Origin of the sequence: Enterococcus sp. 5H (genome assembly GCF_028128615.1) — a bacterium.
In the GTDB taxonomy this organism is placed as follows: domain Bacteria; phylum Bacillota; class Bacilli; order Lactobacillales; family Enterococcaceae; genus Enterococcus_L.
Genome location: NZ_AMDP01000045.1, coordinates 17314 through 42023, shown reverse-complemented (window position 1 = coordinate 42023; position 24710 = coordinate 17314). Strand labels below are relative to the sequence as shown.

Genomic DNA, 24710 nt, shown 5'->3' with positions numbered 1-24710 from the left:
GAACATTAGTATAATAACACTTCTGAACTGAATTCTCAAACATTTAGCTTTTTTTGTAAAAAAATGAGAAAAACAGCGAATAATAATAATATTTTTTACTTTTAGAATTTTAAAACCATAAAAATGAAAGATAAAAATTGTTTTTTGTTCAATAAGATAACCTTATCTTAGAAATGAATTATTAGTAATTGACAAAGTAAAATATATCGATCCAATTAATTGCTAATTTCTTTAATTCTTAGTATTTTAAATATACAGATAAATATATTATATAAATAATATTTTGGTTATGAGAACTTATTTATCATTAAAAATGATTATAGAAAGTTTTTAGGAATTTATAGCTACAAATATTTTACTTTGTTTTTAGGAGAGTATAAAATTAATTTATTATATTAAATAATTGAACAGTAAAATAATAACTAATTAATATAAATTAAATCGTTTAAAATATTTTTGTTAGTTTAGTAGTTGAGGAGGGAACAAAAGTGAGGAGAAAATGGATTGTTTTGTTTTTAGCTGCATTAGCTTTGGGTTTTTTCTGGACGAAAACATATCAAGTTGCTGCGCAAGAAGCAACATCTACGATTCAAACAACTACTGAAGAATCGTCTGCTAAAACAGTTATGGAATCGACGACAAATCAAATAACAGCTAGTAGTGAAACTCAAACTTCCGATACTGTTACACTTCCAAAAAATAATATAGAGAATAACGACACAGCATCGGGTGGTCCGCAAACAAGAACCGTTTCTATTGGTAATAGCGAAATTAGCAGCTCGATTGCTAGCGGAACTTATGGTCAAGATATAATCACAATTTCATATGATTATAGTATTACTTTATTAGGTCTGGCAATTAATGATAAGCCAATGATTATTATCCAATTACCGCCAGAAATTGCAAATCAAATTAATAATAATACAACGAAGCAGCAAGATTTTTTAGCTTTACTTACTGGGACTGTTACTTATCCTGGAACAGCTACTCAAGATATCCATAGTACGACAAATGCTGTTAGTTTGTCTTATAGTAGCAGTTATAGTTCAGTGTATGTCACATTTCCAACAAGTTCATTGATTTTATTACCAGGAACTAAATGGTCTGTAAAAATGAGTTTTGACGTAGGCGCAATGTATAAAAAAGGAATTACAGTACCCGCCGCAACAAATGGGACAAATTATCCTATCAGGGGAACATTTAGTGATGTAGGAACTGGGTTAGGTGCGATTAGCATCATCATTGGTAACAATACGAGGACAGGTACCATCAATAAAAACCCACTGACCTTAGGGACATATCCTGTACCCAGAGTAACACCAGCAGTGCTTACAACTCCTTTGCAGCATTTACAAACAAATCTAGCAGGCTCAATTCAACAGACTCAAGATAGTGGCTATAATTATACTGTTCAGTTGACAATCAACCATATAGATGGGACAACTACACCAACTATTATCAACAATGTCCCAGTTGATAGTTCTGGGAATTTTAACGCTACTTTAGCATCCGCCATAGAATATGGTGATACTGTATCAACAGTAGTTTTTGCTCGATCGAAAACTAATACAGATTATATCCAAAGCCAACCTTCGACTGTGCAGCCAGTAAATTGGACAATCAAACCGGTAACTTCAATTTCAGCGGTTGGTAACAGTAATCAACTTTCTGGAACAGCTGCACAAACAGCAGCTGGGACTTATCAAGTAAAATTACAGATTAATGGAGGTACGACATATAGTACTTCGTTAAATGCAAATGGAAGTTTTCAATTTTCAGGATTACCAACTTTTCAAGGCGGCGAGTCTGTAAAATTGTGGGTTCAAGGTATTAGCAATCGTACAGGATTACCACTTTTAGTGAGTAGTGATTTTACTCAATCAGTTCCATACTTAAAACCTCAGTTAACGATGACTCAAACAATTGAAAGAAAAAATGCTCAGGGAAACTGGGAAGCAGCAACATCTACTGTAACAGGTCAAAGTGTTCGTTTCACATTAACTGTGACATTAAATAATCAGTCTGCAACATGGAAAAATCAAATACTGAAAGCATCAATTCCTCAAGGGCTAAACCAACTTAGTTTGGCGACATTAACCAAAAAAACGGCTGCGGGAGTAAGTACACCAATTGTGGGTACGCAACTTTTAACTGATATTAATACAAATACTCAATACTGGTATTATCAAAATACGTTGACTGCTAATAATTTTACTGAAGCTAATACAAGTTTTATTTTACAATATACAGCTGTAATAACTGATGATATGGCGGATAAAACACTTGTTTTTCCAAGTTTGATTGACGGAAGCGATGCCGGCGGAGCGGCAATTACTACTCAAAATAGTTCTAGTTCAGTTCCGGTTAAAAGCGGTTTGCTAAGATTTGTTCAGTCACCAACACAAGTTTCATTTAAGAACATCGCAGTTCCCAGTCAAACAACAACATATGCACCAAGTAATGTTAATGCTTCCTTAATTATTGCAGATGGCAGAGTGGCTAAAAGTCAATGGCATTTACTTGTTAGAGAGAGTCAGGCAATGAAATCAACAACGACCAACAAAACGATTAATCAGGCGTTTGTTTACCGAAAAAGCGGGCAAGATTATCCAATAACAACAGTAGCTTCAGAGATTTATGCCTATACTTCACCAGATGACAATAATGTAGAACTTACATGGAATCAACAAAATGGATTGTTCTTAAAGCTTTCACCAAGTGTAAATATCAATGTTAACGAGTCATACACTGCGCAACTACAATGGATTTTGTCAGATGCACCTTTGTAAAGTTGGTTTTTACTTCTTAAAATTAGGAAGTTAAAATAAAAAAAATGGAAAGAAGGAAGTTAAAATGAAAAAGCTATTTATAGGTACGTTGTCTGTCTCTGCTTTATTGATTTCATTTAGCCTGCTTAGAAGTAGTTCAGTAGAAGCTGCACAAGCAGGGGCAATGACATCTAATGCTGATATCACATTTTTACAAGATACTACAGTTACATCACCAGTTAATCCAACCGATCCAACACAAACAGTAACAGCTAATCCAGATGATCCTCATCAAGCTGGTACAGCAGGACCATTAAGTATTGACTATATTTCTAACTTTCACTTTGGTTCGCAACAAATCAAAGCAAGTGCTGCGACTTACTACGCTCAGTTAGATAAAGTCAAAAATGGCGCTGGTGATTTAATTAATGTTCCAAACTATGCCCAAGTCACTGATAAACGTGGATTGAATTTAGGTTGGAAATTATCAGTAAAACAAAATGGTCAATTTACAACTGGTGGAGCAACACCGTCTACTTTAACTAATGCTGCTCTGACTTTAGTAGCTGCTACTACAAATTCAACTCAATCAGTTGCTTTGGCGCCAGTTACTATAGCTGCGACACTTGATCCAACAGGGACGGCAACTTCACGAGTAGCAACGTCAGCGGTCTCAACAGGAATGGGTACTTGGACATTAGCTTTTGGTACAGGCGCGACTGCAGCTCAAGGTGTTCAATTATCTGTACCGCAAGCAACAGCAAAAGTAACAAACGTTCAATACAAAACAACACTAAACTGGATTTTAGATGATACACCATTATAATTAAAATAAATCAATAGAGGATTAAATCATATGGGAAAAGAGTGCATTCAATTGTGAATCGTGCTCTTTTCCAGTTATTAAGATCTGGTTTAAAGAAAAAAATCTGTTTTTAAAGGAGTCTAAATCATGAAAAATCGGCTGGGTACTATTTGTTTAGCAATTATTTTTTTTAGTGTTTCATTTGTTGTAGGAATGAATGCTCAAGCAGGAGAATTGGATTTTTCAGTTCGAGCTATTTTACCTGAGAGCCAGCGTAGCAAAGATATAAGCTATTTTGATTTAAGAGTAAAACTAGGAGCTATTGAAAAATTAAGCGTGGAATTAACTAATGATACAGATAAAGATGTCACGGTTATTACATCAGCAAACTCAGCGATTACCAATGATAATGGCATTACAGATTATTCACATAAAGAGACTAAGAAAGATTCATCAGCAGCGGTTACGTTTAGTGAAATTTCTGAAATGTCAGAAGAAATCACTATTCCTGCAAATTCTAAAAAAATGATAGAATGTGTGGTAACAATGCCAAAGGAATCTTTTGATGGTTATATTTTAGGCGGGCTTTACTTTGAACAAAAAGACGATGGTTCCGAAGATGCTAAAAAGGGTGATTCTGTAGCAGTGGGGAATCGTTTTTCATATGTAGTTGGGGTTTTACTAAGTGAAACAGATAAAGAAGTTAAGCCTGAATTGGCTTTAAATAACGTTGAAGCAACTCAAATTAATGGAAATAATGCTGTTATTATGAATATACAAAATAAACAAGCAGCAATGATAAAAAAACTTAAAGTTGATGGAGAGCTTTATTATGAAAATGAGAAAAAACCGCGCTATGAAAATCATCAAGTAGATTTAACGATGGCGCCAAATACCAATTTCAATTATCGAATTGATTTAAAAGAGCAAGCTTTTATTCCAGGGAATTATACAGTAAAACTCAAAGCAAATGATGGGTACAAAGATTGGACTTGGGAGGAAAAATTTACCATCAAAGAAAAAGAAGCTAAAGAATACAACAGTTCAGCAGTTAATTTACCACCTGAGAAAAACTCATTTCCTTGGGTTACTGTAGCAGTTATCGTGGTAGTTTTATTAGTAGTAATCATTGGAATTATTTATTATTTTCAAAAAAAGATGAAAAAAGAACATGCCGCACAACAAGCTAAATATGATAAATTAAAGCAACGAATCAAAAAAAGTGATCGCTAACTATTTATAAAAAAATCCATATGAGAAAGAATGAATTGCTTTTTTTAAATAAATACAAATAAAATTACCAAAAATAAAGAAAAAACATCATAATTCCTTCACAGTTATTCAGTAATATAAAGACATACCAAAACAAACAACCCTAACAAAACACTTTTTCATTTTTAACTCCTTTCCCGCCCTTCCCCAAAGGGCGGGTATTTATTGTGAATCACTGCGACTGGCTTCGCCAGAGCAGATGATGAACAATACTTGGCGATCCTAACATGTCACCGTTATTTACATAAATCTAATGATCAAAAATCAGACCGTACCCCAAAGCAACGACTTCTCTTACATAAGTTTTAAACTTTGCTGATGATTTAGAAATCGCTGGAAGTCCACTAACCTCAGTGATACCAAGACGTTTTGCTAATAACATTGAACGATACATATGAAAATCACTTGTTACAATAACAGTATTCCCTAAAGCTTGTTTTTCCTGCGCATTTTGAATATTCTCTTTTGTACGAGTAGAAGTGTCTTCTCTTAAAATAGTGGCTTTAGGAATGCCTTTATTAATCAAATATTCCGCCATTACATTTGCTTCACTATCTGGTTCATCTGAACCTTGTCCGCCACAGACAATTACTGTTGCATCGGGGTGTTTATTTAAATAAACGAGAGCTGTATCTAACCGTTCTTTTAAGACAGTACTGGGATAAGCATTCTCTTTTGTTGTTCCTTTAACTTGAGCACCAAGAATCAAAACCGTATCTGGTTTGGAGGAGGGGGATTCTTTTGTTCCGCTTAAAATCAGTAAAAAAATTATACTAGCATAAACAACCCCGAAGCCAACTATAATAAACGGTGCTCGTTTAATCCATTTCATATACCACACAACCTTTCTTAAACAAGTGTATTAGATCAATGACATAGAGTGTACAACACAGGCTATATTTAACTTTTTTTTAACGTTTTTAAGAAAAAGTATGATTTCGTATTTAATTATTTTGTAATAATCATTTTGAATAAAGCTTGTAAATAAAGTAATTGTTGTAAAACTATCATAAATATCTAAAATTTAGTAAAAGATATTGGCAAATGGTCTTTTTTCTCATCCCCTATGTGTGGTAGAATAATATCTATGCTGTTCTAATTTTTAGAAGTAGCGAAGCCTGTAAATGAGATAAAAGTGAGAAAGCAATTATTGTACATAAAAACGTGTTTTTTTCTTATATTGTAGGCAAAATAATTGAAGAATTTGGAAAATTTAACTACACTTGCTTCTAAGGCAGAAAAATTGATCTGTCCAGAAAAAAGATAAATAAATTCGCCAACTCTTCAGAGGGTCAAATAAAATATAAATCATGATAAAGGAAGATAGCTCAATGGAAAATGAAGAAACAGTCAGTCGCTCGGAAAAAAATACACGTACACCTCATAATAAAAACCATTCTAATAAGAAAAAATCAAAATGGTTAGTCCCAGTAGTCGGTTTGCTGATTTGTTTGGCACTAGTATTTACCAGCGGTTTATTCTATTTTCAGTCTCATTTCTTTATCACTGCTAAAGCAAATGGTGTTGATATCGGTATGTTGAATGCGAAAGATGCCAAAGCAAAATTAGATGAACTAAATAACTCTGAAGATGTGATTATCAAAGTAAATGGTAAAGAAGAGAAAATAGCATTACCTGAAAAATATGAGATTACAGAGGAGTATCTAAAACAAAATATTGGTGATCGCTCAATCAGTCTACCAATTAATGAAAATTTCAAAACTGAATTAAAAAATCGTTTAAATGAATTGACGTTTGAAGAAGGTACACCAAGTCAAGATGCACGAATTGAAAAAGTTGACGGGAAATACCAAATTGTTGCTGAACAGACAGGCACAACAGTTGATAAGGAAGCATTGATGAATCAAGTTTTATCAGATGTTGAGCAAAACAAAGGCAACTATGTATACGATGTTACACAATTCTACCAAAAACCAGCAGTAACTAAAGATGACAAAGGTCTTCAAGAAAAACTAGCTGTAATGTCTAAGAAAGAAAATAAAGCAATTACGCTGGATATTAATGGTGAAAAATTGCCAATTACTAAAGAAGAATTACAATCATTTATGGATACATCTGGTAATGTTGACTCTAACAAAGTGTATGCTTGGGTAGAACAAACGAACCAAAATTACGGAACAATTTTTAAACCGATTATTTTCAAAAATGTTCATGGCGTGACTACTAAGTATAAAAATAATGGCAGTTACGGCTGGGATATTAATATGCCTCAAACGAGAGATTTGATTGTTCAAGCGATGAACAGTGATAAAGATGAAGAAACGATTACGGTACCTATTGATGGTGATGTGAATCAATCGCAAACAGTAGATAAAGATTACGTAGAAATTGATTTAAACGATCAAAAGATGTATTTCTTTAAAGGTGGCGTTAAAGTCGTTGAAACTGATGTAATCACTGGACGTTATAATAAAGGAACAGCTACAGTTCCCGGGTTCCATACAATTTTGTATAAAGATACTGATACAAAATTAGAAGGTGAAATGCTTGATGGCTCAAAATACAGCGTACCTGTAAAATATTGGATGCCGTTGAAGAGTTACGGTGGTGTAGTTACTCAAATTGGTATTCATGATGCTGACTACAAAGCTGAATACTTTGGTAACAAAGAAGCGTATAAAACTAATTTCGGTAGTAACGGTTGTATCAATACACCGGGAGAAGCAGTTGCTCAAATTTTCAATGGAGCTTACGCTGGTATGCCAGTTATTGTCTATGGCCATATCTACGATGATGCGCCAGGAGAATTTGATAAACCAGTTGATTACGGTGAACCAGTTTAAAATTATATTTAAAAAAGGAGTCCAGCCGGACTTCTTTTTTTACTAAGAAAGTAAGGAGAAGGGCCAATGAATATTTTCAATAAAATTGCAGATCATTACGACTCACCAAAACAAATCCAGTTAGCAGATATCATTATTAAAGAAGTTCAAAAAGAATTGATAGGAATAAATACTTCAGAAAAAATAGCTCTTGATTACGGTTGTGGAACGGGCTTAATTAGCTTACCACTTGCCGAAAAATTTAAAGAATTACAGTTAGTTGATCCAGCTGAAGCAATGCTTAAGATTGTTAATCAAAAAATTGAAGCAACGGGTTTGAAAAATACTCATGTAATTGCTGATTATTTTGCTGATGGATCAAATACGGTGGTCAAAGCCGATGTAATTATTGTATCCCTAGTTTTGCTTCATGTTCCAAATACTGAAAAAGTACTGCAAGATTTGTACAATCGGCTGAATCCACAAGGAACAATTTTAATTGTTGACTTTGATAAAAATGAAAAAATTAACCACGAGAAAGTTCATAATGGATTTTCTCAAACAGAGTTGAAGAAAAAAATGACAGATATTGGTTTTCACTTACCAATTAGTCGAACATTTTATCACGGAGAGAATCTTTTTATGAATCAAGCGGCTTCTATGTTTATTTTACGTGCAGGCAAGATGTGATAGGTATTGTTCATTCTAGGTATTTTGTTTAAACTGTAGATAATAATAAAGTGAAAAGAGGAGAAAACATGCCATTTATCCATGTAGAATTAATTGAAGGACGCAGCGAAGAACAGTTAGCCAATATGGTCAAAGACATTACAGAAGCTGTAGCGAAAAACGCTGGCGCCCCAAAAGAAAACATCCATGTTATTGTTAATGAACTAAAAAAAGATCGTTATGCTCAAGGTGGCGAGTGGAAAAAGTAAGTCTTTTAAATTTAGTGCTTGCTTTTTATTTCAAGAAGTGTTTAAATTAATTCATAAATGATTGATGAGAAAGACAACTGAACTTGCAAGCTGTTTTTAGAGAGGAAGATCTTGGCTGAAAATCTTCTAGACTAGCACAAGGAATGACCACTTTCGAAACCTTTGTTGAAACAAAGGCGGTCGTACCGTTAATACGCTTAAGGAATAAGGCTATTTGCTTTGTTTAAAAATAGGTGGAACCACGAACTTTTCGTCCTAGTATCTGACAAGTCAGATGCTGGGACTTTTTGCTGTGAATCACTGCGACTGGCTTTGCCAGAGTAGATGATGAACAGTACTTGGCGAGTGTAGTCGAGAGAAGTATCCATACTACTGAATCAAAGCACTTCACTACGATTGCATGAATTTCTAAGAGCTAAAGCTTTAAGAGTTGAAGGACTGCGACTGGCTTCACCAGAGCAGATGATGAACAGTACTTGGTGAGCATAGCCGAGCGAAGTGTCCATACTACTGAATCAAAGCACTTCGTTAAGATCGTATCAATTTATAAGAATTAAAACTCAAAGAATTGAAACGTTACGAGCAATTTTGGTGAGGTAATTGTCGAACAGCCGCCAGCAAGTAAAATCATTCTACAGCAAAAAAAGTTATTCTATCCAAAGTAAAAAATCTTTTCAATCATAAACATTCTTAAGGAGGAAACAAATATGTCAATAAAAATTACTTTTCCAGATGGTGCAGTTAAAGAATTTGAGTCAGGCTCTTCAACTTTAGATATTGCGAAAAGCATCAGCAACAGTTTAGCGAAAAAAGCATTAGCAGGTAAATTAAACGGAATCTTAATCGATTTATCTCGTCCAATCGAAGTCGATGGTTCACTTGAAATAGTTACACCAGATCATGAGGATGCATTGGGAATTTTGCGTCATTCAACTGCTCATTTAATGGCGAATGCGTTACGCCGTTTATTCCCAAATATCAAATTTGGTGTTGGTCCAGCTATTGATTCTGGTTTTTACTATGATACTGATAATGGTGAAAATCAAATCACAGCAGAAGATTTACCAGCTATTGAAGCAGAAATGATGAAAATCGTTAAGGAAAATAATCCAATTGTCCGCAAAGTTGTTTCAAAAGAAGAGGCATTAGAGTTATTTGCAGACGATCCTTATAAAGTTGAATTAATTACTGAGCTTCCAGCAGATGAAGAAATTACTGTTTACGATCAAGGCGATTTCGTTGATTTATGCCGTGGGGTTCATGTGCCGTCTACTGGACGTATTCAAGTATTCCAATTGTTATCAGTGGCAGGAGCTTATTGGAGAGGGAACTCTAGTAACCAAATGATGCAGCGAATTTACGGAACAGCATTCTTTGATAAAAAAGATTTGAAAGAGTTTATCAAAATGCGTGAAGAAGCAAAAGAGCGCGATCACCGCAAGTTAGGAAAAGAACTGGATCTGTTTATGTTAAACCCGGATGTTGGCTCTGGTTTACCTTTCTGGCTGCCTAAAGGTGCAACAATTCGCCGCACAATTGAACGTTATATTACAGATAAAGAAATTAGCTTAGGTTATCAACATGTTTATACACCAATTATGGCCAATGTTGAGTTTTATAAGAGATCCGGTCACTGGGATCATTATCATGAAGATATGTTCCCGCCAATGGATATGGGAGATGGTGAAATGTTAGTTTTACGCCCAATGAACTGTCCTCACCATATGATGGTTTATAAAAATGATATCCATAGTTATCGCGAATTACCAATTAGAATTGCTGAACTTGGTATGATGCACCGCTATGAAAAATCTGGTGCCCTGTCAGGGTTACAACGTGTCCGTGAAATGACTTTAAATGATGGACATACTTTTGTTCGTCCGGATCAAATTAAAGATGAATTTTTACGTACGCTAAAATTAATGGTAGAGGTTTATGCTGACTTTAATGTAACGGATTACCGCTTCCGTTTAAGCTTACGAGATCCTAACAATAAAGAGAAATATTTTGACGACGATGCAATGTGGGAAAGATCTGAGTCAATGATTCGAGAAGCAGCAGATGAAGCTGGAATTGATTACTTTGAAGCAGAAGGTGAAGCAGCCTTTTACGGACCAAAATTAGATGTACAAGTAAAAACAGCACTTGGGATGGAAGAAACTCTTTCAACAATTCAGATCGATGCGCTTTTACCTGAACGTTTTGATTTAACTTATGTGGGTGAAGATGGAGAAAATAATCACCGTCCACTTGTTATCCACAGAGGAATCGTTTCAACAATGGAACGTTTTGTTGCTTATTTAACAGAAGTCTACAAAGGAGCTTTCCCAACTTGGTTGGCACCAATTCAAGCAACAATTATTCCTGTATCCGTTGAGGCACATGCAGATTATGCTTATGAAGTGAAAAAACGTCTACAAGAACAAGGGTTACGTGTAGAAGTTGATGATCGTAACGAAAAAATGGGTTATAAGATTCGTGCGTCACAAACACAAAAAATTCCTTATCAAATTGTTGTCGGAGATAAAGAGATGGATGATGCAACTGTTAATATTCGCCGTTACGGCAGCAAAGAGACAGATGTGGTTGACTTAAATATCTTCGTGGACAGTATGGTAGCGGATGTATCAAATTACAGTAGATAATTAAATCGGTTCTAAAAAAGGAAATAGCTTTTTGGCTTTTTCCTTTTTTATTGCAATAAATAATTAAATATTTGCTTAGTAAGAGGATTACCTCTATTTTTTTTTGCAATTTTTAGTTACAATAGAGAGGCAAGACTTTTCTGATATGGAAGGACTAAGATAAATGAAGAGAATGAAATTTTTAGATAAAATAAAAAAAGAAAATGAAGAACCAATGACACAAAAAAATAAGAAATCACATATTCCGTTTCGTCTGAACCTGCTATTTTTTGTTATTTTCGGTTTGTTTGTGGCGCTGATTGTACGGTTAGGCTATTTACAAATTGCAGATGGACAAAAATATGTTGAAAAAGCAGAAGAGAATTCAACATTAAAAATCAAAAGCAATGCACCGCGTGGACAAATTTACGATGCTTCTGGCAATGTCTTAGTTGGAAATAAAGCCAATTTAGCTATTACATATACACGTGGGAAAAAAGTTCAAACAGAAGATCTGTTAGCGATTGCTCATAAGGTCAATGAATTAATTGATGTACCAGCAGATGAGTTGACTGAACGTGATAAAAAAGATTTCTGGCTAGCTGATCCAGAACATTTAAAAGCAGCTCAAGAACGTTTAACAGATCAAGATAAGCTGGATGAAAAAGGCAATAAGATTACGGATGAAGGAACTTTGTACACATTAACTGTGGAAAAAGTTACTCCGGAAGAAATTGCTTTTGACGAAAATACGATGAAAGCTGCGACTATTTTCAAACGGATGAATTCAGTTCAAGAATTGAATACAGCTTTTATTAAAAATGAAGGCGTAACGCAAGATGAAATCGCCGTAATTGGTGAACATACATCAGAGATTGCTGGTGTTTCTACAGGAATGGATTGGGATCGTGATTATCCGCAAGATAATGAGCTTAGAAGTATTTTAGGTCAAGTATCCTCTGAAAAATCTGGATTGCCAGCTGAAGAAGCCGAAGAGTATTTGGCTAAAGGGTATGAGATGAATGATCGAGTGGGTACCAGTTATTTAGAAAGACAATATGAATCAGTTCTACAAGGTCAAAAAGCAATTTCAGAAGTTACTATAGATAGTAACGGAAGTATTGTTACAAAAACACCTGTGTCAGAAGGGCAAAAAGGTGATAATTTAAAACTAACTATTGATTTAGAATTTCAAAAGAAAGTTGAACAAGTTGTTCGTGAACAATACGATCAGTTGTTAGCCACAGGTAATGCTGAGTATTCAGATGGTGCCTATGTGGTTGTAATGGACCCTAAAACAGGTGCAGTTTTGGCAATGGTTGCATTAGATCGAGATCCTGAAACAAAGGAAATTACGTCTAATCCTCTATCAACAATTAATAAAGCTTTTGAACCAGGATCAGTTGTCAAAGGAGCAACGATTTCGGCAGGGTATGAACAAGGTGTGATTACCGGCAATGATATATTAGTAGATGAACCAATTCAAATCTATGGAAGTGAGCAGAAATCTTCAGTCTTTAATAAGATACCTGGAAACCAAATACCATTAACGGCAAAACAAGCGTTAGAATACTCATCGAATGCTTACATGATGAAACTGATGTTAAGAATGATGAATACAGAATATCAATACAACATGGTTTTACCATACAAAACAGGTGATCCTACATTATTTGAAGCATTAAGAAAAACATTTGGTGAATACGGAATGGGTGTTTCTACAGGTATTGATATCCCAGGAGAATCAACAGGTATTTCTAATACAGCGTTTAATGATCCTCAATATGCTCCAATGCCAGGTCATTTACTCGATTTATCTTTTGGTCAGTATGATACGTATACAGCATTGCAGTTAGCACAATATGTTTCAACAGTAGCCAATGGAGGCACTCGTGTTGCGCCGCGTTTAGTTGAAGGGATTTATGGTAATACATCAGATGGTACGCTAGGTGATTTGAAAGAAGAGAAAAAAGCTGAAGAACTTAATAAAGTCAATATTAGCTCAGATCAAATGCAAATCATTCAAGATGGTTTCTATGATGTTGTTCATGGAACAGGTGTATTTACCACAGGTCGTTATATGCAGGGAGCTAAATTAGATATTGCTGCTAAAACAGGTACGGCGGAAACCAACGTTGGTGAACATGTGACTGTCAATAGTAACGTTGTTGCCTATGCGCCAGCGGATAATCCAGAAGTTGCTGTTAGTGTAATCCTACCGCATCTAACTAGTGAAAGTACTCGTCCAAACCAATTGATGGTAAAAGCCATCATTGATGCGTATGCTGATTACAAGGCACAATAAAATTTGTAAAGTAGTTTTCCTTTACAAATTTCATTAAAAGGGTAGAATTTCATGAGTAAACATGATATGATATTTGAGGCTAAGAAATATCTTAGAAATACGAATTCAGATATAGGAGGGGAAAAACATGCGCGTAAACATCACTTTAGAATGTACTTCTTGTAAAGAACGTAACTACCTTACAAGCAAAAATAAACGTAACAATCCTGATCGTTTGGAAAAACAAAAATATTGCCCACGTGAAAGAAAAGTTACTTTACACCGTGAAACTAAATAAGAATTTTAATAAAAGAGCTAAACCCCGATCATATGAGGGTTTAGCTCTTTTATATTCTATAATAATAGTGATTAACTAAAATGCTTTGTTAGCATTTAATCATCAAACATAGAAAAAATTGTTCTCATAGCTGTTTCAGACAAACAGAACTTAATAACATAAATACTAGTTATTTAAAGTTAGAAAAAAACTTGTAAAATTTATTAAAATACACAAAAATGAATTCTTTACACTGCCATTTTTTAATATACTATATGAAGAACTTATCAAAGGAGAGATGTATGAGACAAAAAATAATTTTAAGCGTTACAGGACTTACTTTGATTATTATTATAAGCATAGGTATTCAATTCAATAGCGCTAGTTTGTACCCTAATTCGATTGCAAAAATAAACCGAGTCACCATTGAGGAGAATAGTCAAAAAATTGAAGCGACGGTTTTAAATGGAGAGGAACAAGGAGAGAAACGTTTTTTTATTGCTCCATACCAAGAAAATGAAGCAGAGAGTATTCATTTTAATGTAGGAAATCAAGTTTTTTTTAATGAAGATGAGGTACTTGAAAAAAAGCGGGATGGGTTTGTTTTTTTTATGATTAGTTTATTACTACTTACTTTATTATTAGTAGGTGGAAAAGTCGGCTTAACAACTTTTATTAGCGTAATTTTAAATAGCGGGGCTTTATTTTTGATGGTGTTCTATTATCGGACACTTCCCAGTTTTCCAATGTTGCAGATGATGATCGTTTATATGCTGTTTGCTGTTGCAGTTACTTTGTTTTTGATTGAAGGGATTCAAAAAAATAGTTTGCAAAAGTTTTTAGCAACGATCTTAACGATCTTATTGGCATTTTCGATTTGTTACTTTACGATGGAAATGCTTCAGGATAAAAACTTGCGGTTTGAAAGTCTGGAAGGATTGACCAGACCTTATCGTCCTGTTTTTTTATCTAGCCTACTTATTGGGACAATAGGTGCTTCTTTAGATACTGTAGTTTCTGTTTTTTCTATTTTGGAAGAGATTGAAGTTAAAAACAGATTTATTACTCTTTCTGAGTTAGTAGAGTCAGGGAAAACTGTAGGTACTGATGTCAGTGGAACTATGGTAAATGTTTTAATATGTTCTTATTTTAGTGGTAGTGTTCCGATGTTTTTACTCTATTTATTTAATGGGTGGCCGTTTGCGCACGCTGTTGAAATGCTTTTTTCGCTGGAAGCTTTACGTGTTCTATGTGGTGGTTTTGGAATTTTACTATCAATTCCAATTTCTTTAGGAATTTTCTATCTTGGAAGGAGGAAAATGGAATGAGCGTTTTAGGTATTTTGACAATTATTTTCGTTCTTTTAACAATTTTTATTACAGGAAAATCCTCTTTTTATATTTTGAGTGGTTTATTTGCTAATTTACTACTTTTTATGATGTTCTTATTTTGGCTTCACTTAGGTGGATCGCTGTATCTAGTAACGTTAATCTACATTCTATTTAATAGTTTAATAACTTTAATTTATGTAAATGGATGGAATGAAAAAACAAAAATTAGCCTTTATAGCATCATTTTTTTTCTATTATTGCTGGGTCTGATTTTTATCCCGTTAATGCAGCAAATATCTGTTTATGGATTTACAGATTTTGAATTGGAGGAGCTTTCGTCGATGGATTTACGAATACCGATTTCTTTTTCCGAACTAAGTATTTCCGTTTTGTTTATAGGTGTCTCTGGTGCGTTAATTGATGGGAGTATGTCAATTGCTAGTGGAACCTTTGAGCTATATCATCGAAGAGAAAAAGAATTGGCGTTTCAGGATCTGCTATCTTCAAGTTTAACGGTTGTTAGAAGTATTCTAAACTCAACAGTTAATACGCTGCTTTTTGCATTTATTAGTAGTGCTTTTATTCTTATTTTCTGGTATCAAGATTTAAGTATTCCTTGGTACGAAGTAATCAATTCAAAAGCTTTTGTTTCAGAGTTAACGATTATTGTATTATCAGGTGTCAGTGTTTCGTTTATTCTGCCATTTACCAGTTTAATTACTTGTTGGTATATGCTAAAAAAATCTAAGAAATCTGATTGAAAATATTTATTTTTTCTGTTTTATTTATTATGTTGTGAAAAAGTTGTTATTATATAAGTGAGTTTTTGAATATAAATAATCAATTGCTTTTAAAAGACTAGGCTTAAAATCTGGACTAAAACAATTAATTCATAAATAAATATTGCAATATGACAATATTTCCTTATACTGTATAATAAGTGACTTTAGTTATTTAATAGTAAATGGGCGTGTTCTGTGAGAGAAGGTTCTTGCTAGGTGCTTATTATGCTGTTTTTGTTACAAGGTAATTGGAGGCGTTTTATGAAAAAATTGTTGTTGGTTATTGGGGTAGTGGTTGTTTTTATGTCTGAAATCAGTTATGGAGAAGAGCTGGTGCAAAAGTCATTATCAGCAAATTTTGATGCTTTGACGGATATAAGTAGTCGCTATGCTCGTAAGCAAATTTTAGATGGAAAAACAACAAATGCTACAAATAAAAAGGATGAAGTTTTTTTAGAATTTTCTTTTGATAGTAGCCCGTATATGGTTTTTGCAAGTTTTATACAAAATAGTCCTAAACATATTTATAGTGAATTTATCGAGACAATTTATTATCGCGATAACATTAAAATTAAAGATATGTATTATGAAAATAAGCCTGTTCAGACAGAAAAAATAGGTGTTTATTCGACAGACTTGTGTTTCATTTCAGTAGAAGGAGTTACCTATCATTATATAAATGTTCCTTACTTAGTAACTAGTGATAAGCCAACTGTTTTTTTCTCAGAAATAAATTTTGATGAAGAAAACCAACGCATAACTGGTGAAATAAAGATGCCGCTATCGCAAAATACATATCAGATCGAATTGTTTTACACTGATAATGAAGAGTATCATTATCAAGAGGCTGTTGCGAATGAAAATGGAAAATTTAGCTTTGATCTGGCGCGACAAGGACAAGCTGGAAAGATGTATTTGAGAGCAAGTGATGGACTAGGAAATTATGCAAATGCTAAAGATATTTTAACTGCCGGTAAAACGAGCTTTCAGGTAGCTCCAGAAGCTTTAGAGACGATTAAAGCAAGTTATCAGGAAAATACATATTATGATCCTATTTTTGGATGGCTTAAATTAGTCACTGTTCGTGCACTAATAGCCCTGATCACTTTATTATTTTTATTGCGTATGAGAGTGTTGGTCAAAAGGAGAATTAGAAGGAGAAAACGATTTAGATAAGGCTGTTGGATTATTTTATTAGGAAGCTGTGGTGCATAGTGGAGCGGAAAAATAGTCGCTATTGGTGTTGAAGTGTATAATAATTTTAAGTGCCCAATTTAAAGTAAAGGGGATAGATAGATGAAAATTAGCATTCGACACCGCTATATCAAAAAAATTCCAGTATTGGAAGTTGTTTTAGATGAATACAAGGATAAAAAATTACCATTGGTTATTTACTATCATGGCTGGCAATCAGCAAAAGAGTTATCATTAACTCAAGCTAGAAAGTTAGCTAATCAAGGGTTACGTGTGATTTTACCAGATGCTATGAATCATGGTGAACGTAAAACAGGAGCGATATCTTCAATTCCTTCAGTTACGTTTTGGTCAAGTATCCAATTTAATATTATTGAATTTTCTGTAATAGTCCGCTATTTTAAAAAACGTGGCTTAATAGAAAATGATAAAATTGGTGTCGGCGGAGTTTCAATGGGTGGAATTACAACATGTGCTTTATTGACTCAACACGAAGAGATCAAAGTTGCTGCATGTATGATGGGAACACCAGCACCTTTACGTTATATTGAGCGAGTGATGGAACGAGCAGAAGAAATGGATTTTTATGTGCCAGAAGATTTACCATTATTACTTAGTTGGGTAGCACATTATGATCTGTCTAAAAAACCTGAAACACTTGCACAACGCCCTGTTTTATTTTGGCATGGGACGAAAGATGCTAAAATTCCATATGAAGATATGGAAGAATTTTATCACGAAAATGCTGATGAACCATATATGGTAAATAGTCAATTTATCACTGGAGTGGACGAAGGCCATTTAGTCAAAGGTGAAATGATGGATAAGGTAGCAGCTTTTTTTGCAAAAACTTTAAATGGATAAGTGTATGTTCGACTGTAAAAGGTGGTCTGGAAAAGCGAGAACTGACACTAGTAATTTATATCGTGAGAAAAGGTTGTGATAAAAGTCGTTTAGACTTGAGCAATCGGACTAGAACCCGCACAATCTGTTTTTGCATTGTACGGGTTTTAGTCCAATTATCTAAGTCATCAATTCTTAGAGCATTAAAGGAAGCAACGGACATTTTGTACCTTGTATCGTTCATCATCGAATTTCGCTGACATAGATATAACCCAGATTGTTATGCCCAGTTACTCTCCCGTTTTTATAATAACTTATTTATGTTGATTAACAATTTGGTTTGATTTGGCTGTAACGGTTGCTGCATCATTTCTAGCTTTTTCTAATTTTTTTACATAATCTTGTAAACTAGAAATTTGGTTTGTAGCTTCCACTAATTTTTGTTGAGAATCGTCGTATTGTGTTTTAAGGTTGTTTTTTTCGACAGTAATATCATTAACTTTTTGATTTAGTGTAGAAATTTCTCTATTTTTTGCATCAACTTCTTGTTGTTTAGCGGCTTCTTTTTGATTGCCTTCTTCAATTTTTTGTTGAATTTGGACATCTTTCTGTTGTAATTCAGCAATTTTTTGTTGGACTTCAGCAGTTTTGCTGTTTACTTGAGATTGTAAGGAAGTAATATTTCCTTGTAACTGATTTTTTTCGTTTGTTAAATTAGTCACTTGTGTTTTCAAATTGTTTAATTCTGTTTCATTTTGAGATAGTTGGGTACTTCTTTGATTAATTTGAGCTTGTAAATCTGTGATTTTTTGCTCTTTTGTATTTAACATGCTATCCAATTGGTCTAGGTTTGTATTGAGTTTATCTACATTATCTTCCCCACCCCATAGAATGACATTATCTGCGACTGATTTTAATGTGAATAATGAAAATGAGATAATCAACAAAATACTTAACACCGCTATTACAGACTTATTTTTTAGTGTGTTTTTCATAATGGTTTCCTCTTTCTTTTGGTTGTTTTTAAATTGCTTTTAAATAATATGTTTTATTTTTATGATAGTCAAGCTTTTTTTTGTTGAATTGGTATGCCTATTATTTTTTTGATTTAATTAATAACAACTATGTTTTAAAAGAACTAAAATTAGCTTTGAGGAAAATGTTAGTTATCTATAATATTATAACTTATTTTAGGTAAGTATTTATTTGTATATGTAAGATGTTTCACTATCAAATAGTAAGATTCCGTTTTTAATAATTGGGAGTAAGAACTGACTTGACATAAAAGAGAGAGGCGTTACCATGGGAAAAATAACACGTGTGATAGAGGGAAAAATTTAATTTTTAAATACAAAAAAATATGAAAAAGATATTTTATTCACAAAAAAGTCTAAAATAAGGCTGACTTAGATAATCAGTTTTATTTTAAACTTTAGATATAAAAATATATCGATCATTAAAATGAAGAGTCTGGTTCTTTCAAATGAAACTAATACTTCGGTTATTCGAGATTATGAAATGACACCCGATTCTGTACAGGGGTTTCCTGTTCCGATAACGAGACAACTTAGGCCAGTTAAGTATGTGAGCAAGACACAACTTTAGAAGATAAGGAAAAAAAGAGTGTTTTTGTTTTTTTATATTAAGGTTACAACCATTATTTTTTGTTATAATAGAATTAGTGATTTTTGAAGGTAAGAGAAAGGATCTGAAACAATGGAAAAAGCGATAATCAGCAGTACAGTTAATTTACTTGATGGAGGTTGCAATGTTTGCGGAATTATCGAAGATGTTAACTACACATTGACCTTAAATGAACATTCAATCCCGCTGGAAGAAGTGACGGTTAACACACTTGTCATGGCGATAGCTTTAGAAAATGGTTATAAACGAGAATATAAAATGGATGTATTAGATGATTATATTTTATTTAAAAAAGCAGATTATCAAGTAACGCTTAAAGAAGATTACGATTATTTGACCTATTCAAATGAAAAAAATCAGCTTGAAACAAATAATCAACTAATTAATAAAGAGAGCTTGGCAGCTAAAGTAAATGAAATTTTAACAACGATTTTTTCAATTGATGCATTGGACTTTAGCTTTTAACCTAGTTGGAATTTCATTATTAACACTATTCTAACTTACGGGTGGTTATTGAATTTTGGGTTAATATTTAAGAAAAAGCAAAGATGTGTTTGGAATAAATGTCCTTTTATTTGCTTTAAACAGTAGTTTTTCGTTTTTTTATATTTAATTATTAATTCAAAATTAACGAATTTAATTTGACATTATCTTATTATAAGCTTATAGTTTACAATGAATTAAATACTTGTTAGGTGAGGCTCCTATATAAACATAGGCTACTGCTCAGAAATGTCGAAAGACAGGCATGGGTAGGACAAATTCCGTCGAATTAAGGCGTTATTCAAAGTAGCTAAAAGTATGACTTTTTACGTTATATAGTGCTAAAACTCAACGAAGAGAAGATCTAGGTAGCGTATAAAATGACAAAAGTCATGTTTTAGTACCCAGTAATCTATTCCCTTCGCTGAGCGATCTTGGCGAAGGGATTTTCTTGTATACAAGTAATCAATTGAGTTGTAGAAAGGAATTCACAATGAAAAAATCTGTAAAAATACTTGTCATTAGTTTGCTCTCAATTCTTTTAGTCGTGATTAGTGCCGGCTGTTATGCGGCAGTTTCATTTCAACATGCTAAAGAAGAAAGTCAAGCTCAAGTAGTCTCCACAAAAAATCAAAACTTTACTGGGGATGAACAATCAAGTGATAAAGAGCTGACAGTCATGGTGGTCGGAAATGATTCAAGAGATGATGACGAGGATCAAGGGCGTTCAGACACGTTAATGGTGGCGCATTATGATGGAAAAACGAAACAACCTAAATTGGTTTCGATCATGCGAGATAGCTATGTTAACATTCCCGATCACGGCTTGGATAAGATTAATGCAGCTTATGCCTATGGCGGTGCACAATTAACAAAAGAAGTGCTGAACACTAGTTTTGGCCTGCCGATTAATTATTATGTAATTTTAGACTTCAAAGAATTCAGTGAAATTATTGATGAATTGTATCCTAAAGGTGTCACAATTGACTCAGAAAAAGACATTAATCTAGATGGAGTAGATATCCATAAAGGTGAGCAAACATTGGATGGTAATAGCTTGTTACAGTACGCTCGTTTTAGAATGGATGAAGAAGGGGACTTCGGACGTATTAGACGTCAGCAACAAGTAATGGATGCTTTAATTGAACAGTCAAAAGATTTGATTCCACTTTGGGAATTGCCTCAAGTAGCAGGGAAAATAGTTGGTAGAATTGACACGAATGTTCCGACTAGTTTGTTAATTGATTTGGCAAAAGATTTTCTGACAGGAAAAGTCAAACCGTTGGAATCATTGTCAGTGCCAGTTGAAGGATCATGGGATTTTGATGATGATACACCTTCCGGTAGTGTAATTTTGTTGGATGAACAGCAAAATGCTGAAGCGATTCAAGAATTTTTGAAAAAATAAGTGAATTATAAATAGGGAATAATCTGGAATTGAATGTGATCTGAATACAGTACAGTGGTTGCTTCTGTATCCACTATTTGTCAGGGTTCCACGTGGCTGAGACATAACTCATAGAGTTATGTCTCAGTCATTTTTTGTTGATTTATAAGCTATTCAGGTACTCTAGCATTTCTCTGTACCTTTTTCTTTCGCCTATGTTATTCTTTAAGAAAACGGTTTATTAGAAAGAAGGTCTTCGTGTGAAAGTTGTAATTATTGGGGCTTCTTTTGCGGGCGTTTCAGCCGCTTTGGCCATTAGAAAAAAACATTCGTTGGCAGAGATTGTTTTGGTTGAGAGGCAGCAGACGGTAGGTTATTTGCCAGGTGGTATCAATCTATATTTCAATGAAAAAATCAATCCAATTGAGGAAGCACGATTTATTTCTGAAAAAGAATTGGTCACACAGGATATTCGCTTGTTAACAGAAACTGAAGTAGTCGGTATGAATACAAAACAAAAAATTGTGAAATGTAAAAAGCAAGAAACAACCTATGATTTTTCTTATGATAAATTGATTTTAGCAACAGGATCGAGTCAATGGTCACAAAAAATCCAAGGCAGTGATTCAGAGAAAGTATTGAAATATAAGTTTCTACCGGGTGTTTTAGAAGCACTTGAACAATTGGCTAGTAGTCGAAAGATTGCGTTAATCGGCGGTGGTCAAATTGGTGCAGAAGCAGCAGATACGTTAATTAATCAAGGCAAAGAAGTGCATCTTTTTGAACAAATGGATTATTTATTGTTTAAGTATTTTGATAAAGAAATGATTCAGCCTGTGCAAGCGGAAATGGAAGCAAAAGGTATAATTTTTCATTTTGAAGAAACGGTTGAAAAAGTAACGGAGATAGAAGAGGGACTTATTTTAGAAACTAGAAAATCACAAGAAACTTGTGACAACGCAGTTTTTGCGATGAATGTGCGTCCTGATTTACGTTATTTAGATGAAACGATTAAAACACATACCGATCAAACCGTCTACGTCAATGATTTTCTGCAAACTTCTCAGGTGGATGTTTTTGCCATAGGTGATTGTATTCAAGTTCCATACAGTTTATCAAGTGAATCTTTTTATATACCTTTAGTGAATAACGCAGTTCGATCAGGTCTAGTGGTTGCACAAAATTTAGTGCAACAAACAACGCCATTTGTGGGTTCGCTACGGACGATTGGCACAAAATTAGCAGATTATTATATAGCAAGTACCGGTTTAACAGAAGCAGAAGGGTTATTTTATGAACAAGAAATTTCTGTGTCTCATGTTCAGCAAAAAAGTTCATTAGCTTCTGATGGTCAAACGATTTTCGGTAAAATTATTTTTGAAAAAAAGAGTCATAAAATTTTAGGTGCTCAACTAGTTTCAAAGACGAATATCTTGGAGAAAATTAATACCTTAGCGTTAGGGATTCAAATGGGTCAGACACTTGAAGACTTATATCAAAAGGACTTTTTGTATCATCCTTATTTTTCGACAGTTTTAGATATTACGAATCATTTAGGTTTTTCAGGTTTGTGGAGTGAAGCCAATGAAAGTTGAAGAATTACTGGATAAAAAAGAGGCAAGAGAAGTTGGTATTTTAAAAAAAGTAATTTTAGCTGGTGGACGTATAGCAGATAGTGAGCTGTTGAACTATCTGGGGATTTCAAAAGCTTCTTTAGAAAGTGATTTAGAAGAGTTGGGTTATTACTTAAAGCCATATGAAGCTGAATGTTCTTTATTTTATGATGGACAATGGATTGCGTTTCACATGTCAGATACGTTTTCGATTAACCAAATTATTGATGATTATGTGCGGGCGTCGATTAAGTTCCAATTGATTGATTATTTATTTCAATATCAGGAATTTACAATTGTTCAATTAACTACTAAGTTTATGATTAGTGAATCTTCTTTATTCCGAAAAATTAAGGAATTAAATCAGTTATTGGCTGAATTTGAGCTGAAAATCCGAAATGGGCAGTTAAAAGGAGAAGAGTTACAAATTCGATATTTTTATTTTCAGATGTATTGGTTTTTAACTTCATATCAAGTTCATCAAGAAAAAACAATGACTGTGCAAAATTTTAGGATTATTGAAGCGTTAGAAAAAGCTTTAGCACTGACTTTTGATGAACATAGCAAATTAAAATTAAGCTTGTGGTTGACGATTAGTAAAAAGAGGATCGCGATACAATCAAAGATTCATAATGAGCTTTATCAAAAAAGTCAGAGCTATGAGCAAGATCCATTTTTTAAAACATTGCGCTCATTTGTTATTCGTTTTTTTAGCCGCTATCCTCTTGAAATTGATGAAGAAGAAAGTTTGCTGCATTTTATATTTCTAACGAGCATGTCGGTTATAGCAGAGGCAGATTTTAATAAATATAGTTTAATTCGAGGACGGCGGACACCGACTTCTTTAGCAGATACATTTGTGTTGGAGCACATGATTTTGTATTATCGTCCTAAAAAGTTCTTCCCCGAACTTGAAAAGAAAATTTTTTATTATGTTTCGCAGATTAATAGTCGCTTGTATTTTTTTAAAGGTGAACTTGAATTGTTTGACAGAGAAAATATTTGGGAAAAAGAGCAGCAGTTATCCAGTCGGCAATTGGCGGATTTTTCTAAAAATTTATTGAAGACTAGCTTGGATTGTTTTGAAGAAGTGTATAAACCAGGAAACAACTTGCATGAATGGTCGTTGGTAAAATACTTAAGTGTGATGGCGATTATTGATTTTGAAATTGTTGGTGAAACTCGTGTAGGAATAGATCTTAAAATGGACCGTCTTTACAATGAAGTGTTGACTCAGGTGCTTGTGTTAAGTTTAAAGAACCTAAATGGTGTAGTGATTGAATCCTATAACGCTAAACACTCTTATGACCTTGTGATTACCAATATTTTAAGGACGCAAGCCTATCCTACTAAAACAGAACTGTATGTTTTATCAGAGCTTGGATCAGAATATGATATTAAACAAATTAGGACGAAAATACGTGAACTAAATGGAAAAAAAGAGTGAGTAAATCTGTATGATGGTAAGAAGGGTTAGAATATATTTGTTATTTTAACTCTTTTTTATCTTGCTTTTAAACAGTATTAGGCGAAAACTTTCAATTATTTTAAAAATTAGAAAAAAGCTGACGTTTTTATAAAGAGATTTGCGTTTAAGATAAATACATAAAATATAAAGCGGTTTCATATAAGCTGTTCTATATAAAGTAGCTTGACTCAGTTTTAAAACCTAAGGAGGAAAC

Annotated in this window: 19 protein-coding genes and 1 riboswitch; of the genes, 17 read left to right on the top strand and 2 right to left on the bottom strand. The window is 33.6% G+C overall.

Annotated elements, in window-relative coordinates; all coding sequences use genetic code 11:
* Positions 1-488: 488 nt before the first annotated feature.
* The 3 genes from C240_RS13250 to C240_RS13240 all read left to right on the top strand — a co-directional run bounded on the left by C240_RS13250 (position 489) and on the right by C240_RS13240 (position 4806).
* Positions 489-2789 (top strand): hypothetical protein, encoded by a 2301-nt coding sequence (locus C240_RS13250; protein WP_271496957.1) that lies wholly within the window; start codon positions 489-491, stop codon positions 2787-2789.
* A gap of 64 nt (positions 2790-2853) precedes the next feature.
* On the top strand, positions 2854-3594 hold the full coding sequence (locus C240_RS13245; RefSeq protein ID WP_271496956.1) for a WxL domain-containing protein: 741 nt from the start codon (positions 2854-2856) through the stop codon (positions 3592-3594).
* Positions 3595-3720: 126 nt separating this feature from the next.
* The gene (locus tag C240_RS13240; protein ID WP_271496955.1) at positions 3721-4806 is read left to right on the top strand and encodes a DUF916 and DUF3324 domain-containing protein; all 1086 of its coding nucleotides are present in this window, start codon (positions 3721-3723) and stop codon (positions 4804-4806) included.
* Positions 4807-5095: 289 nt separating this feature from the next.
* On the opposite strand, the gene C240_RS13235 is transcribed toward C240_RS13240, so the two are convergent.
* Entirely contained in the window at positions 5096-5677 is a 582-nt protein-coding gene (locus C240_RS13235; RefSeq protein WP_271496954.1) for a YdcF family protein, read from the bottom strand.
* A gap of 499 nt (positions 5678-6176) precedes the next feature.
* On the opposite strand from C240_RS13235, the gene C240_RS13230 reads away from it, so the two are divergent.
* From C240_RS13230 to C240_RS13185, 10 genes are all read left to right on the top strand, one after another.
* The gene (locus tag C240_RS13230) at positions 6177-7649 is read left to right on the top strand and encodes a L,D-transpeptidase family protein (RefSeq protein WP_271496953.1); all 1473 of its coding nucleotides are present in this window, start codon (positions 6177-6179) and stop codon (positions 7647-7649) included.
* 66 nt (positions 7650-7715) lie between these two features.
* On the top strand, positions 7716-8318 hold the full coding sequence (locus C240_RS13225) for a class I SAM-dependent methyltransferase (RefSeq protein ID WP_271496952.1): 603 nt from the start codon (positions 7716-7718) through the stop codon (positions 8316-8318).
* A 50-nt stretch (positions 8319-8368) separates the two neighbouring features.
* Positions 8369-8566, top strand: coding sequence for a 2-hydroxymuconate tautomerase (locus C240_RS13220; RefSeq protein ID WP_271496951.1), 198 nt, complete (start codon positions 8369-8371; stop codon positions 8564-8566).
* 707 nt (positions 8567-9273) lie between these two features.
* Positions 9274-11211: a threonine--tRNA ligase gene (gene thrS, locus C240_RS13215; RefSeq protein WP_271496950.1), complete on the top strand. Its 1938-nt coding sequence runs from the start codon at positions 9274-9276 to the stop codon at positions 11209-11211.
* A gap of 163 nt (positions 11212-11374) precedes the next feature.
* Complete coding sequence (locus tag C240_RS13210) at positions 11375-13495, top strand: peptidoglycan D,D-transpeptidase FtsI family protein (RefSeq protein WP_271496949.1); 2121 nt, start codon at positions 11375-11377, stop codon at positions 13493-13495.
* A gap of 127 nt (positions 13496-13622) precedes the next feature.
* Complete coding sequence (rpmG, locus tag C240_RS13205) at positions 13623-13772, top strand: 50S ribosomal protein L33 (RefSeq protein ID WP_002296119.1); 150 nt, start codon at positions 13623-13625, stop codon at positions 13770-13772.
* Positions 13773-14053: 281 nt separating this feature from the next.
* Complete coding sequence (locus C240_RS13200; RefSeq protein ID WP_271496599.1) at positions 14054-15079, top strand: YibE/F family protein; 1026 nt, start codon at positions 14054-14056, stop codon at positions 15077-15079.
* Positions 15076-15843: a YibE/F family protein gene (locus C240_RS13195; RefSeq protein WP_271496597.1), complete on the top strand. Its 768-nt coding sequence runs from the start codon at positions 15076-15078 to the stop codon at positions 15841-15843. Before C240_RS13200 ends, C240_RS13195 begins: the two co-directional genes overlap by 4 nt.
* 282 nt (positions 15844-16125) lie before the next feature.
* Positions 16126-17040 carry a hypothetical protein gene (locus C240_RS13190; RefSeq protein WP_271496594.1) on the top strand — a complete coding sequence of 305 codons (915 nt, stop codon included), beginning with the start codon at positions 16126-16128 and terminating at the stop codon, positions 17038-17040.
* A 120-nt stretch (positions 17041-17160) separates the two neighbouring features.
* Positions 17161-17922: an alpha/beta fold hydrolase gene (locus C240_RS13185; protein WP_271496591.1), complete on the top strand. Its 762-nt coding sequence runs from the start codon at positions 17161-17163 to the stop codon at positions 17920-17922.
* A gap of 293 nt (positions 17923-18215) precedes the next feature.
* Here C240_RS13185 and C240_RS13180 read toward each other — a convergent pair whose 3' ends face one another.
* The gene (locus tag C240_RS13180) at positions 18216-18896 is read right to left on the bottom strand and encodes a DNA-directed RNA polymerase subunit omega (protein WP_271496588.1); all 681 of its coding nucleotides are present in this window, start codon (positions 18894-18896) and stop codon (positions 18216-18218) included.
* Positions 18897-19617: 721 nt separating this feature from the next.
* Between C240_RS13180 and C240_RS13175 the strand changes: the two genes are divergently transcribed.
* From C240_RS13175 to C240_RS13160, 4 genes are all read left to right on the top strand, one after another.
* Complete coding sequence (locus C240_RS13175; protein WP_271496585.1) at positions 19618-20010, top strand: DUF4809 family protein; 393 nt, start codon at positions 19618-19620, stop codon at positions 20008-20010.
* A gap of 215 nt (positions 20011-20225) precedes the next feature.
* Positions 20226-20394, top strand: a riboswitch (M-box (ykoK) riboswitch).
* A 127-nt stretch (positions 20395-20521) separates the two neighbouring features.
* Positions 20522-21436 (top strand): LCP family protein, encoded by a 915-nt coding sequence (locus tag C240_RS13170; protein ID WP_271496582.1) that lies wholly within the window; start codon positions 20522-20524, stop codon positions 21434-21436.
* Positions 21437-21675: 239 nt separating this feature from the next.
* A complete protein-coding gene (locus C240_RS13165; RefSeq protein WP_271496579.1) occupies positions 21676-23010 on the top strand; it encodes an FAD-dependent oxidoreductase in 1335 nt (444 codons plus the stop codon).
* Positions 23000-24475: a helix-turn-helix domain-containing protein gene (locus tag C240_RS13160; RefSeq protein ID WP_271496576.1), complete on the top strand. Its 1476-nt coding sequence runs from the start codon at positions 23000-23002 to the stop codon at positions 24473-24475. Before C240_RS13165 ends, C240_RS13160 begins: the two co-directional genes overlap by 11 nt.
* The last annotated feature ends 235 nt before the right edge of the window (positions 24476-24710 follow it).